Here is a 12374-nt window from a genome sequence, read left to right on the forward strand (position 1 = left end):
GGCGGACGCAGGACGGCCCGCCCCAGGGGCGGGCCGTCCGAGAGGAAAGCAGGTCAGGCGATGACGCCGAAGCCCTGGTCCCACCCGAACTTCTCGCCGGCGGCGAGGGAGATCTGCAGGAACCCCATGGCCTCGAGCTCACGAGCACGCTTCAGCGAACCGGCGTCGATCACCCGGACTCCGCTGCCCTCGACGGCCCGGGTGAACTCGGCCTTCGCCTCCGCGTCGTCACCGGCGACCAGGATGGTCGTGGTGAGCGGGCCGACGACGCCGGAGGCCAGGGTGCCGGCGAAGGTGGTGTTGAAGGCCTTGAGCACGCGCGAGCCGGGCAACTGGGCCTGGATCTCGGCGGCGGCGGAGCTGTCGGCGGGGACGACGAGGCCGTCGAAGGTGTCGAAGTCGACGGGGTTGGTGATGTCGACGACGATCTTGCCCGCGAGCTGCTCGGAACGGGCGGCCAGGATGCCGGCCACGGAGGGGTAGTAGACCGCGAGGACGACGATGTCGCCGTCGACCGCCTCGGCGGGGTCGTGACCGACGAAAGTCACGTCGTTGCCGGCCTTGGTGAGGACGGACGAGATGGCCTGGCCCATGTTTCCTGAGCCGATGATGCTGATGCGTGCCATGGCGGCACTCCCTTTCCTGAGATGGTGTGCAACAGCGTACGTCCGGCTTTGTTGAACCGTCAACCATTGGGTAGCATTGTTGCCATGACCGACGTGCGATGGCTGAACGAGACCGAGATCGAGACCTGGCTGAAGTTCCGGGCCGTGGTGGAGCTGTATCCGGGGCCGCTGGATTCCCAATTGCGCCGGGACTCCGGTTTGACCCACATGGAGTACCAGGTGCTGGCGATGCTGTCCGAACAGCCGAACTTCACGCTGCGGATGACCGGGCTGGCGAGCCGCTCGAACTCCTCGCTGACCCGCATGTCGCACGTGGTGACGCGCCTGGAGGGCCGTGGCATCGTCGCTCGCAGCGCCTGCAGGGACGACGGCCGTGCCACGAACGTCACCCTGACCGACGAGGGCCACGCCCTGCTCGTCGCCGCCGCCCCGGGCCATGTCACCCAGGTCCGCGAGTCCTTCCTGGACGCGCTGAGCCCTGAGCAGCTCCAGCAACTCGACACCATCTCGGACGCCATCCTCGATCGGATCGACCCCGACGGCCGGATGACCGCCCGCTGACGACGTGGTTCAGCCTCGCGCGCGCGGGTGTGAGCTGAGGAAGACCTCTCGCAGGTGCTCGACGGTCACGAGCGTGTAGATCTGCGTGGTGGTCACCGAGGCGTGGCCCAGGAGTTCCTGGACCACCCGGACGTCCGCACCGCCGTCGAGGAGGTGCGTGGCGAACGAGTGCCGCAGCGTGTGCGGGCTCACCGGCACCCCGAGGTGCGCGCCCTCCGCGCACGCGGTGAGGATGTTGAACGCCGACTGCCGCGAGAGCCGTCCGCCGCGCGCGTTCAGCAGGAGCGCCGGGCCGGGCCTCGCCGCCCTGGCGATGTAGGTCGGGCGCCCGCGCACCAGCCACTCGCCGATCGCCGTCCTGGCGTACGAGCCCAGCGGCACGATCCGCTCCTTGCGTCCCTTGCCGAACAGGCGCAGGCCGAGGTCGGGGTCGTCCAGCTGGGCTGACACGTCGTCCACGTCCAGCGCGCAGACCTCGGAGACACGGGCCCCGGTCCCGTAGAGCAGTTCGAGCACCAGGGCGTCACGCAGCCCGGCGGGCGTCGTGCGGTCCGGGACGTCCAGCAGGGCCTGCACCTGGTCGACCGACAACGCCTTGGGCAGGCGCTTGCCCTGCTGGGGCGGGGAGACCCCGGCGGCCGGGTTGTCGACCGCGTCGCCGTCCCGCACGGCGAACGCGTGGAACCCCCGCACCGCCGCCACCGCTCTCGCCACGCTGGACGCCGCCAGGGCCCGCCGATCCGCTCCCCCGGCCCGCAGCCACTCGGCGAAGGCCCGCACGTGGTCGGCGCGGACGTCGGGCACCGAGTCCACGCCCTCACTGCCCAGGAACGTCACGTACCGGGCGAGGTCGCGCCGGTAGCCGGACACGGTGTGCACGGACGCCCCCACCTCGGCCTCGAGGTGGTCCAGGTAGGCGGCCACGGCCCGCTCGAGTCCGCTCAACGCGGCCGCGTCTGTCCGCCGAGGGCGTGGATCCGGGCGTCGCGGGACTCCTTCGCCTCCCGTGCCGGCCACGGGCTGTCGGCGGGACGGAGCGCGTCCACCCTGCCGGTGCGCAGCGCGCCGTGGGCGGCGAGCGCGCCGACGACCATCGTCGGGTTCTGGATGCGGCCGTCGTAGATCGCCTCCACGAGCTCGTCCAGGGCGATCAGGCACACCTCCATGTCGGCCTCCTCGTGCTCCACGGTGAAGCCTTCCGGACGCCCCACGTGCGTGAGACCGCGGGCGAGGAAGACCCGCAGGGTCTCCTGCAGGCAACCGGGCGACGTCATGTAGTCGACCAGGATCCGCCAGTCGGACGCCGCCAGCTCGACCTCCTCGGCCAGTTCGCGCTGTGCGGTGGCCAGCCAGGACGCCTCTCCCGCGTCGATGAGCCCCGCCGGCGGCTCGATGAGACGGTACCCGACCGGGTGCCGGAGCTGCCGGACCACGACGACGCGCTCGGCATCGTCCAGGGCGATGATGCCGACCGCGCCCGGGTGCACCAGGTAGTCGCGCTTCATCAGCTCACCCGCCGGGGTCAGGACTTCGTCGCGGACGAAGTCGGAGACGATGCCGCCGCCCAGCAACGTGTGGGACCGTACCGGCCAGGACAGGGGCTCGTCGGTGACCTCGTCACCGGTCAGGACGCGCAGGGTGGACATCCTGCTCATCCCACCAGGCGCTGGCTGCGCCGGTACTCGATCGCGGCCGACACGAGCGCCGCGAACAGCGGGTGCGCCTTGGTCGGGCGCGACTTCAGCTCCGGGTGGGCTTGGGTGGCCACGTAGAAGGGGTGCCGCTCACGGTCGAGTTCGACGAACTCGACCAGCGTGCCGTCCGGCGACGTGCCGGTGATCGCCAGCCCCGCCTGCTCGATGCGGTCGCGATAGGCGTTGTTGACCTCGTAACGGTGGCGGTGACGCTCGGCGACCTCCGTGGTGCCGTACGCCTCGGCGACCAGCGACCCCTCGCGCAGCACGGCCGGGTAGGACCCCAGCCGCATCGTGCCGCCCAGGTCACCGCCCCCCTCCACGAACGCCTGCTGCTCCGCCATCGTGGAGATGACCGGGTGCTCGGTGCGGGGGTCGAACTCGGTGGAGGCCGCCCCCGGCAGGCCGGCCAGGTTGCGTGCGGCCTCCATCACCATGCACTGCAGGCCCAGGCACAGGCCCAGCGTGGGGATCCGGTTCTCGCGCGCGAACGTGAGCGCGCCGAGCTTGCCCTCCACCCCCCGGATACCGAACCCACCCGGCACGACGACGGCGTCCACGTCGCGCAGGTGTCGGGCCGCCCCCTCGGGGACGGCGCACTCGTCGGAGGGCACCCAGCGGATCTCGGCCTTGGCCCAGTTGTGGAACGCCCCGGCCCGGAGCGCCTCCGTGACGGACAGGTAGGCGTCCGGCAGCTCGACGTACTTGCCCACCAACGCGATCGTCACCTCCTCACGCGGGTGACGGACGCGCTGCAACAGGTCGTCCCAGCGGCGCCAGTCGACGTCGCGGAACTTCACCCCCAGGCGGCGGACGACGTAGGCGTCCAGCCCCTCGTTGAACAACACGGTCGGGATCTCGTAGATGGACGAGGCGTCCGGGCACGAGACGACCGCTTCCTCGTCCACGTCGCACATGAGGGCGATCTTGCGCTTGATGGGGGGCGGCACCTCGCGGACACAGCGGGCCACGACGGCGTCCGGGGTGATGCCGACCTGGCGCAGGGCCGCGACCGAGTGCTGGGTGGGCTTGGTCTTCAGCTCGCCGGACGGCCCGATGTACGGCACGAGGGAGACGTGCAGGAAGAAGCAGTTCTCCCGGCCCACCTCGCGGCGCACCTGACGCGCGGCCTCGAGGAACGGCAGCGACTCGATGTCGCCCACGGTGCCGCCGATCTCGTGGATGACCACGTCGGTGTCCTCACCGGCCATCGCCCGCATGTCGTCGCGGATCTGGTTGGTGATGTGCGGAATGACCTGGACGGTGTCACCGAGGTAGTCGCCGCGGCGCTCCTTGGCGATGACGAGCGAGTAGACCTTGCCGGTGGTGACGTTGGCGTCGCCGGTCAGGTCGACGTCGAGGAACCGTTCGTAGTGGCCGATGTCGAGGTCGGTCTCGGCACCGTCCTCGGTCACGAACACCTCGCCGTGCTGGAACGGGTTCATGGTGCCGGGATCGACGTTGAGGTACGGGTCGAGCTTCTGCATCGTGACGCGCAGCCCTCGCGCGACGAGCAGGGAGCCGAGGCTGGACGCCGTCAGGCCCTTGCCGAGCGAGGAGGCGACTCCTCCGGTGACGAAGATGTGCTTGGTTTGCTTCGCGTTGCCCACGGACCTCCAGCATACGTGCGCGCGGGGTGGATTTTTCACCCCACCTCCGGTTCGATCAGGTCATGGACGTCGAACTGGCCGAAATCCGGGACTTCCTGGCGGGGCACGAACCCTTCGACACGCTGCCGCCGGCGGTGCTCGATGAGCTGCCCGGGCAGCTGACGGTCAGGTACTACCGCCGCGGGACTCCCGTGGTGAGCCTGGGGCAGCGCAACGACCACCTGTTCATCCTCCGCTCGGGCGCGGTCGACATCATCGACGCCCAGGGCGCCCTCGTGGAACGCAACGACCCCGGTGGCAGCTTCGGCGTCTCGTCGGTTCTGTCGGGGGACCCCAGCCTCTACACGCTGCGCGCGCACGAGGACTCGCTCTGCCTGCTGCTCCCCAGTGACGTCTTCCACGCCCTCATGGGCGAGCACCGTGAGTTCGCCGACTTCTACCTGCGGCGGCAGGCGGGCCGCCTGCGTCATGCCGTCGAGGCCACCCACGCCGAGGGAGCCGGCTCGGCGATCCTGCGAACGCGGGCGAGCGAGATCATCCGCCGGGCCCCGGTCACCATCAGTCCGAACCACACGATCCGCGAGGCCGCCGAATCGATGACCGAGCACCGGGTCTCGGCGCTGCTGGTGACCGAACCCGCCGACGGTGACCCGCCCGGCCGGCTGGTCGGCATCCTCACCGACCGCGACCTGCGCGGGAAGGTCATCGCCCAGGGGCGTCCGATCGACGACCCGGTGGGCACGGTGATGACCCCCGACCCGGTCACCATCCACCCCGACACCCTCGCGTTCGAGGTCCTCGTCCTGCTGGCCCGCCGCGGCTGGCACCACCTGCCCGTCGTGGAGGGCGGACGGCTGCTGGGCATGGTCTCCTCCGGTGACCTCATGCGGCTCGAGCAGGCCAACCCGAGCTACCTCGTCGGGGAGGTCGAGAACAGGACGGACGTCGCGGGCCTCGTCAAGTGCGCCCGGCGCATCCCGCAGGTGGTGATGCACGCCGTCGGCCAGGACGCCACAGCCGAGGACGTCGCGCGCGTGGTGACCGCGATCACCGATGCCCTCACCCGCAAGCTCATCGAGATCACCGAGGCCGAACTCGGCCCGGCCCCGGTGGCGTACTGCTGGGTCGCCCTCGGTTCGCAGGGCCGCCTGGAGGCCGGCCTCCAGTCCGACCAGGACAACGCGATCATCATCGATGACTCCGCCACCGACGAGCAGATGGAGTGGTTCGCCCAGCTGGCCGACCGGGTCGTGGACGGGCTCGAGCAGTGTGGCTTCGAGCGGTGTCCCGGCGGGATGATGGCGACCAACCCGCAGTGGCGTGTGCGTCGCTCCACCTGGGGATCCCACTTCGCCGGGTGGATCAACGCTCCCCAGCCGGACGCCCTGCTCAACGCTCAGACCTTCTTCGACATGCGCCCGGTCCACGGGGACCAGCGGCTGTACGAAACGCTGCAGGCGGCGGTGGTGCAGCGCGCCCCCCAGGCGAGCCGCTTCCTGGCCCACCTGGCCAAGCAGGCGCAGCGCTTCGAGCCGCCGATCGGGTTCTTCCGCGACTTCGTCCTGGCCGACTCGGGTGAGCACGCCAACACCCTCGACATCAAGGCGGGCGGCATCGCGCCGATCGTCCAGATGGCGCGGCTGTTCGCCCTCGCCAAGGGCGACACCGACCTCAACACGCACGACCGCCTCCGGCAGGCCGCGAAGTCCGGCGCCCTCTCGGCGGACAAGGCGGACGACCTCGCCGACGCCTTCGAGTTCATCAACTACGTGCGCCTCCACCACCAGGTCCGCCAACTGAAGGACGGTGACGTCCCGGACAACCACGTGTTGCCGGCGGCGCTCAGCTCGTTCGAACGGCGTCACCTGCGGGAGGCCTTCACGATCATCCGATCGATGCAGAAGGCGCTCGCGTTCACGTACCGCACCGACGTCACCTCGTGATGTCCGGGCTGTTCAGCTTGTCGGTGGAGCGGCGCCGCGCCCGCGCCGCGGCACGGGCGTCCGGACCGCTGGCGGCGTTCTACCGCGTGCCGGTGCAGCCGCGGACGACGCCGGCGTCCCACCTGCGCCTCCTGGCGCTCGACGTCGAGACCACCGGCCTCGACCCCCGGAGGGACACGGTGCTCAGCGTCGGCTGGGTGCCGGTCGACGGGGACACGATCACGTTGGCGGGGGCGGGCCACCTCGTGCTGGCGGCGGGCGCCGAGGTCGGCCAGTCGGCGGTGTTCCATGGCATCACCGACGACCAGGTCGCGGCGGGGACCCCGGTCGCCGACGCCGTCGCGCAGGTGCTGGAGGCGCTGGCGGGCCGCGCCATGCTGGCCCACTTCGCCACGATCGAGACCCGATTCCTGTCCCTCCTGTGCGAGCGGCTGTACGGGGCACCGTTGGTCACCCCCGTCGTGGACACCCTCGTGCTGCACGACCGGTTCATCAACCGCGGCTTCGACGACGAGGCGCGCGCGGGAGAACTGCGCCTGTGGAACGCCCGCACGCGCTACGGGCTCCCCCGCTACCCGGCCCACAGCGCCCTCACGGACGCCATCGCGTGCGCAGAGCTGTACCTGGGGCACGTCGCCGAGGCGTCACTGGAGCGACCCCAGACCCTGGCCACCCTGAGTGCCTGACCGGGTGATCGAGCAGGGAACTGGTTCCCTGGCGTTCGCCGGCCCGTAACCCAACCCACGGACACCGGTCACACGCCCTGACTACCTTCGGCGCACGTGACCACATCCACGTCGACGGCGGACGCCATCGCCCCCACCCCCGGGCCGCCACGGCGCAAGCAGGGCTGGAGCTGGCGCGAGATCGCGCTGGCGCTGGCGCTGGTCGCCCCCAACCTTGCGCTGTTGGCGGTGTTCACCTACCGGCCGCTGCTCGACAACTTCCGGTTCTCCCTCTACGACTGGAACATCAGCTCGCCGAGTGCGCGCTTCATCGGCCTGGGCAACTACGTCGAGTGGTTCACCTCGTCCGACACCGGCACGATCGTGCTGAACACCGTCATCTTCACGGTGGCGGCGGTCGTCGGGTCGATGGTCCTGGGCCTGGCCCTGGCGCTGCTGCTCGACCAGAAGCTGTTCGGGCGGGGCACCGTCCGCTCGCTGGTGTTCATGCCGTACGTCATCTCCGGGGCTGCCATCGGTGTGGCGTTCCAGTTCGTGTTCGACCCGAGCTTCGGTCTGGTGCAGGACGTCCTGGACCGGTTCGGCCTCGCCGCCCCCAACTTCTACCAGGTCCCCGGCTGGGCACTGTTCATGGTGACGGTCACCTACATCTGGAAGAACCTCGGCTACGTCTTCGTCATCTACCTGGCAGCCCTCCAGGGCCGCCGCAAGGACCTCGACGAGGCCGCCGAGATCGACGGCACGTCGGCCGTGCGCCGCTTGTTCCGGGTGACGCTGCCGCAGCTGCGCCCGACGACGTTCTTCCTGTCGGTCACCGTGCTGCTCTCGAGCTTCCAGGTGTTCGACATCATCCAGGCCATGACCAACGGTGGCCCGCTCGGGATCGGGACGACGACGATGGTCTATCAGGTGTACCAGGAGACCTTCACCAACGCCCGGGCCGGGTACGGCGCCACGGTCGCCTCGATCATGTTCTTGGTCGTGCTCGTGGTCACGCTCGTCCAGGTCAAGTTCCAGGACAGGCAGGACTGAGGCCATGAGCACCGAGACCGCACCCGTGGCGACCCCCGTGACCCCACCGACCCCGGAGGCCGCCTCCGAGGGCCCGTCCCGCCGCATGAACCCCTCCCGGAAGTCGGCCGGGGCGCAGGTCGCCGGCTACCTCGCCCTGGCGGTGACCGTCGCCATCATCGCGGTGCCGATCTACTTCATCCTCGTGACGTCGGTGAAGACGCACCCGGACATCTACTCCGACCCGGTGACGTGGTGGCCGACCCCGTTCGCGCCCGAGAACTACGCGTACCTGATGGAGAAGGTGCCGTTCCTCACCTACCTGCGCAACTCGATCATCATCACCGGCGTGCTGACGCTGCTGGAGGTCGCGCTGGGCGTGCTCTCGGCCTACGCGTTCGCCTTCTTGCGCTTCCCGCTGCGCAACACGCTGTTCCTGGTCGTCATCGCCGCCCTCATGGTGCCGAACCAGATCACGATCATCAGCAACTACTCGCTGGTGGCGAACCTGGGCTGGCGCAACACCTTCCAGGGCATCATCGTGCCGCTGGCGGGCGTCGCGTTCGGCTGCTTCCTGATGCGCAACCACTTCCTGAGCCTGCCGAAGGAGATCATGGAGGCGGCCCGGCTCGACGGCACCAGCTTCTTCCGGACGCTGTTCCGGGTGGTGCTGCCCATGTCGTGGCCGACGGTCATCGCGTTCACCCTCATCACGATCGTGACCGAGTGGAACCAGTACCAATGGTCGTTCCTGATGTCCGACACGGACGCCGTCATGCCGCTCCCCGTCGGCCTGACCCGCCTGCAGCAGAACGAGGGCCTCACCAACTGGGGCCCCGTCATGGCCGGCACGGTCCTCACCGTCCTGCCCATCCTCGTCATCTTCCTGATCCTCCAGAAGCGGATGATCAAGGGCCTCACCGCCGGCGCCGTGAAGGGCTGACCGGCAGCACACCGAACCGGACGCCGTGGCGTCCGACCTGCACCACACCACCTCAGAAGGGAAACACCATGCTGAACCGACGCGCCTTCCTCGGCCTGACCGGGGCCGGGATCGCGGCCGCCGCCCTGGCCGGCTGCGCGGGCCCCGGCACCGCTCCCGCTGCCGCGCAGCAGGGCTCCACCGGCCCGCTGCAGTTCTGGTCCAACCACCCCGGCTCCTCCAAGGAGGTCGAGCAGACGATCATCGACGCCTGGAACGCGGCCAACCCCGACTCCCGGGTCGAGCTGATCGACGGCGGTGCGAACTACGAGGAACTCGGCCAGAAGTTCAACGCGGCCCTGGCCGGCGGCCAACTCCCCGATGTGATCGTCGCCTCCGACGTCACCTGGTTCAACTTCGCGCTCAACGGCGCCACCGCCGCCCTGGACGACCTCTGGAAGGAGGCCGGCGTCAAGGCCGACACGTATGTCGACACCCTCCGCGAGGACTACGCCTATGACGGCCAGCACTACGGCATGCCGTACGCCCGCTCGACCACCCTCATGTACTGGAACACCGACATGCTGGCGGCGGCCGGCCTGCCGACCGACCGCGGCCCCGAGTCGTGGGACGAGTTCGCCGAGTGGGCGACCAAGCTCAAGCCGGCCCTCGGCGACAAGCCGGTCCTGATGATCCCCGACGGCAGCAACTACCTGGACTGGTACTTCCAGGGCATGATCTGGACCTTCGGCGGGAGGTACTCCGACGGCTGGCAGCCCACGTTCACCGACCCCGGCTCGATCAAGGCCGGGGAGTTCCTCGCCGAGCAGTACGAACTGGGCCACATCGGCATCGCCAAGGACGCCAACAACACCTTCGGCATCGGTGGTTCCGCCGGCCTGCTGCAGTCGACCGGCTCCCTGGGCGGCTTGACCAAGGCGGCGACGTTCCCGTTCATCACCACCTACCTGCCCGGCCCCAGGCCCGGGGCCTGCACCGGCGGCGCGGGCCTGGCGATCCCCGCGGGCATCAGCAAGGAGCGGCAGCTCAAGGCGGTCAAGTTCGTCGACTTCCTCACCAACACGGCCAACACGATCACGTTCACGCAGGCGACCGGCTACATGCCCGTCCGCTCCGACGCCGTGGACGACCCGACCGAGAAGGCGTATCTGGAGAAGAACCCCAACGCCCTGACCGCGATCAAGCAACTGGACGAGAACACCGCGCCGCAGGACGCAGCCCGTGTGTTCGTGCCCGGCGGGGGCGCCCGCATCGGGGGCGCGCTGGACAAGATCACGGTCGGCGGCCAGGACGTGACCGCGGTGTTCACCGCACTGCAGGAGGAGACCCAGAAGGTCATCGACCGCGACATCACGCCCAAGTTGAAGAAGTGACCCCGGTCACCTGACCACCCACGCAGCTCAGGAGGAACACCATGGCGACCGTCGAGTTCCGGCAGGCCTCGCGCATCTACGACCCCAAGCGGCCTCCGGCGGTGAACCGCGTGTCGCTGACCATCGGCGACGGCGAGTTCCTCGTCCTCGTCGGTCCGTCGGGGTGCGGCAAGTCGACGACCCTGCGGATGCTCGCCGGCTTGGAGCCGGTGGATGAGGGCTCGATCCTCATCGACGGCGTCGACGTCAGCGACACGCCGGCCCGGTCACGCGACACCGCCATGGTGTTCCAGAGCTACGCCCTCTACCCGAACATGACGGCGCGCCAGAACATGGCGTTCGCCCTCGAGAACGCGAAGGTCGCCAAGGCGACCATCGCCGAGAAGGTCGCCAGGGCCGCGGCCATGCTCGAACTGGAGGACCTGCTCGACTCCAAGCCCGGCGCCATGTCGGGCGGCCAGCGCCAGCGCGTGGCCATGGGCCGGGCGATCGTCCGCGACCCGAAGGTGTTCTGCATGGACGAACCGCTGTCCAACCTGGACGCCAAGCTGCGCGTGTCGACCCGTTCACAGATCGCCCACCTGCAGCGCGAGCTCGGCGTCACCACGGTCTACGTCACCCACGACCAGACCGAGGCGATGACGATGGGCGACCGGGTCTGCGTGCTGAAGGACGGCGTCCTGCAGCAGGTGGACTCCCCCACCACGCTGTACGAGAAGCCGATCAACACGTTCGTCGCCGGCTTCATCGGCTCCCCCGCGATCTCGTTGCTGGACGGCATCTCGGTCGTGGACGGACACGCCGTCGTCGGCGAGGGGCACGCCACCGATCTGGGGCTGCCGCGCGAGCTGGCCTCCCGCGTCGGCGATCGGGTGGTGGTGGGCATCCGCCCCGAGAACTGGGAGATCGCCGGCTCGGGCGCGGCGCGTCCGGAGGGGACCCTGCCGCTGCAGGTCGAGCTGATCGAGAACCTCGGGGCGGAGCTGTTCCTGCACTGCGCTCCGGTGATGACCGCGGACTCGCCGGTGTCGGTCCGCGGCCGTCGCGTCGTGATCCGCACCGACAAGCGAACCCGCCACGAGACCGACGAGTTGCTCCACGTGCGCCCCCGCACGGGAGAGGCGAACTTCTTCCACCCCGAGTCGGAGGTCAACCTGGCCTACCTCGCCGGCTGACGCACCGCCGAGAGCTGCCCGAACGGCGATGGGCGCTCAGGCGTACGGGCGCGGCCCGAAGATCGTGGTCCCCAGCCGGACACACGTCGAGCCGCACTCCACGGCGAGCTCGTAGTCGCCCGACATGCCCATGCTGAGCGAGTCGAAGCCGCCACCGTGCTCGTCGCGCAGGCGGGATCGCAGATCTGTCATGGTCGTGAAACAAGCCCGGACGACGCCCTGGTCGTCGGTGTTCGCGGCCAGCGTCATCAGGCCACGCACGTCGAGGCCGTCCAGGGCGAGCAGCTCACGCACGGTACCGGGGACCTCGTCCGGGGTGAAACCGAACTTGGTCCCCTCCCCCGAGGAGTTCACCTGCACCAGGACGGGGAGCCTGCGCCCCAGCACCTGCATGCGGCGGTCGAGGACCTCGGCCAACTTCAGCGAATCCAGGGCTTGGAACTCGACGGCCAGGTCGGCGACGACCTTGGCCTTGTTGGATTGCAGGTGCCCGATGAAGACCCAGCCCACCCCGAGGTCGGCCAACGCGGACGCCTTGGCCTCCAGCTCCTGCGGGCGGCTCTCACCGAAGCGCACCGCCCCCCACGCGTGCGCCTCGCGGACGTCCTCACTCGGGTGCGTCTTGCTGACCGGCAGCAGTTCGACCTCGCCGGGATCACGCCCCACCCGCGCGCAGGCGGCATCGATCCGGGAACGGGCAGTGGTGAGGCGGTCGGCGATCGTCACCGTCCCATCTCACCACGCCCGGGCAC

The 12374-nt window shown here is 69.8% G+C and carries 12 protein-coding genes; 7 read left to right on the forward strand and 5 right to left on the reverse strand.

Annotated features, from left to right (window positions below; all coding sequences use genetic code 11):
• Positions 1 to 53 precede the first annotated feature (53 nt).
• A complete protein-coding gene (locus tag AC5YDA_RS12710) occupies positions 54 to 626 on the reverse strand; it encodes an NADPH-dependent F420 reductase (RefSeq protein ID WP_496189562.1) in 573 nt (190 codons plus the stop codon).
• A gap of 84 nt (positions 627 to 710) precedes the next feature.
• On the opposite strand from AC5YDA_RS12710, the gene AC5YDA_RS12715 reads away from it, so the two are divergent.
• Complete coding sequence (locus tag AC5YDA_RS12715) at positions 711 to 1187, forward strand: MarR family winged helix-turn-helix transcriptional regulator (RefSeq protein WP_496193043.1); 477 nt, start codon at positions 711 to 713, stop codon at positions 1185 to 1187.
• Positions 1188 to 1196: 9 nt separating this feature from the next.
• Here the strand turns inward: AC5YDA_RS12715 and AC5YDA_RS12720 are convergent, their stop codons facing one another.
• The 3 genes from AC5YDA_RS12720 to pyrG are packed head-to-tail and all read right to left on the reverse strand — an operon-like array spanning position 1197 to position 4491.
• Positions 1197 to 2132 (reverse strand): site-specific tyrosine recombinase XerD, encoded by a 936-nt coding sequence (locus tag AC5YDA_RS12720; RefSeq protein ID WP_496189564.1) that lies wholly within the window; start codon positions 2130 to 2132, stop codon positions 1197 to 1199.
• Positions 2129 to 2833 carry an NUDIX domain-containing protein gene (locus AC5YDA_RS12725; protein WP_496189565.1) on the reverse strand — a complete coding sequence of 235 codons (705 nt, stop codon included), beginning with the start codon at positions 2831 to 2833 and terminating at the stop codon, positions 2129 to 2131. The genes AC5YDA_RS12720 and AC5YDA_RS12725 overlap by 4 nt, the downstream gene beginning before the upstream one ends.
• A 5-nt stretch (positions 2834 to 2838) precedes the next feature.
• Complete coding sequence (gene pyrG, locus AC5YDA_RS12730; RefSeq protein WP_496189566.1) at positions 2839 to 4491, reverse strand: CTP synthase; 1653 nt, start codon at positions 4489 to 4491, stop codon at positions 2839 to 2841.
• Positions 4492 to 4553: 62 nt separating this feature from the next.
• On the opposite strand from pyrG, the gene AC5YDA_RS12735 reads away from it, so the two are divergent.
• The 6 genes from AC5YDA_RS12735 (at position 4554) to AC5YDA_RS12760 (ending at position 11622) form a co-directional block, all read left to right on the forward strand.
• On the forward strand, positions 4554 to 6434 hold the full coding sequence (locus tag AC5YDA_RS12735) for a putative nucleotidyltransferase substrate binding domain-containing protein (protein ID WP_496189567.1): 1881 nt from the start codon (positions 4554 to 4556) through the stop codon (positions 6432 to 6434).
• The gene (locus tag AC5YDA_RS12740; protein WP_496189568.1) at positions 6434 to 7120 is read left to right on the forward strand and encodes an exonuclease domain-containing protein; all 687 of its coding nucleotides are present in this window, start codon (positions 6434 to 6436) and stop codon (positions 7118 to 7120) included. Before AC5YDA_RS12735 ends, AC5YDA_RS12740 begins: the two co-directional genes overlap by 1 nt.
• A 96-nt stretch (positions 7121 to 7216) precedes the next feature.
• On the forward strand, positions 7217 to 8152 hold the full coding sequence (locus AC5YDA_RS12745; RefSeq protein WP_496189569.1) for a carbohydrate ABC transporter permease: 936 nt from the start codon (positions 7217 to 7219) through the stop codon (positions 8150 to 8152).
• Between the two features lie 4 nt (positions 8153 to 8156).
• Positions 8157 to 9074, forward strand: a complete 918-nt coding sequence (locus AC5YDA_RS12750; protein WP_496189570.1) for a carbohydrate ABC transporter permease — start codon at positions 8157 to 8159, stop codon at positions 9072 to 9074.
• A gap of 68 nt (positions 9075 to 9142) precedes the next feature.
• A complete protein-coding gene (locus tag AC5YDA_RS12755) occupies positions 9143 to 10447 on the forward strand; it encodes an ABC transporter substrate-binding protein (protein ID WP_496189571.1) in 1305 nt (434 codons plus the stop codon).
• Positions 10448 to 10488: 41 nt separating this feature from the next.
• Positions 10489 to 11622 carry an ABC transporter ATP-binding protein gene (locus AC5YDA_RS12760; protein WP_496189572.1) on the forward strand — a complete coding sequence of 378 codons (1134 nt, stop codon included), beginning with the start codon at positions 10489 to 10491 and terminating at the stop codon, positions 11620 to 11622.
• A gap of 36 nt (positions 11623 to 11658) precedes the next feature.
• Here the strand turns inward: AC5YDA_RS12760 and AC5YDA_RS12765 are convergent, their stop codons facing one another.
• Complete coding sequence (locus tag AC5YDA_RS12765; protein ID WP_496189573.1) at positions 11659 to 12348, reverse strand: YggS family pyridoxal phosphate-dependent enzyme; 690 nt, start codon at positions 12346 to 12348, stop codon at positions 11659 to 11661.
• Positions 12349 to 12374: the final 26 nt, after the last annotated feature.

The sequence above is a fragment of the Propioniciclava sp. LT294 genome (genome assembly GCF_059516005.1).

What these genes read in the sequence shown, in the direction of transcription:
- AC5YDA_RS12710 (WP_496189562.1), bottom strand. Translation starts at nt 626, where the DNA reads ATGGCACGCATCAGCATCATCGGCTCAGGAAACATGGGCCAGGCCATC.
- AC5YDA_RS12715 (WP_496193043.1), top strand. Translation starts at nt 711, where the DNA reads ATGACCGACGTGCGATGGCTGAACGAGACCGAGATCGAGACCTGGCTG.
- AC5YDA_RS12725 (WP_496189565.1), bottom strand. Translation starts at nt 2,833, where the DNA reads ATGTCCACCCTGCGCGTCCTGACCGGTGACGAGGTCACCGACGAGCCC.
- AC5YDA_RS12735 (WP_496189567.1), top strand. Translation starts at nt 4,554, where the DNA reads ATGGACGTCGAACTGGCCGAAATCCGGGACTTCCTGGCGGGGCACGAA.
- AC5YDA_RS12740 (WP_496189568.1), top strand. Translation starts at nt 6,434, where the DNA reads ATGTCCGGGCTGTTCAGCTTGTCGGTGGAGCGGCGCCGCGCCCGCGCC.
- AC5YDA_RS12750 (WP_496189570.1), top strand. Translation starts at nt 8,157, where the DNA reads ATGAGCACCGAGACCGCACCCGTGGCGACCCCCGTGACCCCACCGACC.
- AC5YDA_RS12755 (WP_496189571.1), top strand. Translation starts at nt 9,143, where the DNA reads ATGCTGAACCGACGCGCCTTCCTCGGCCTGACCGGGGCCGGGATCGCG.
- AC5YDA_RS12760 (WP_496189572.1), top strand. Translation starts at nt 10,489, where the DNA reads ATGGCGACCGTCGAGTTCCGGCAGGCCTCGCGCATCTACGACCCCAAG.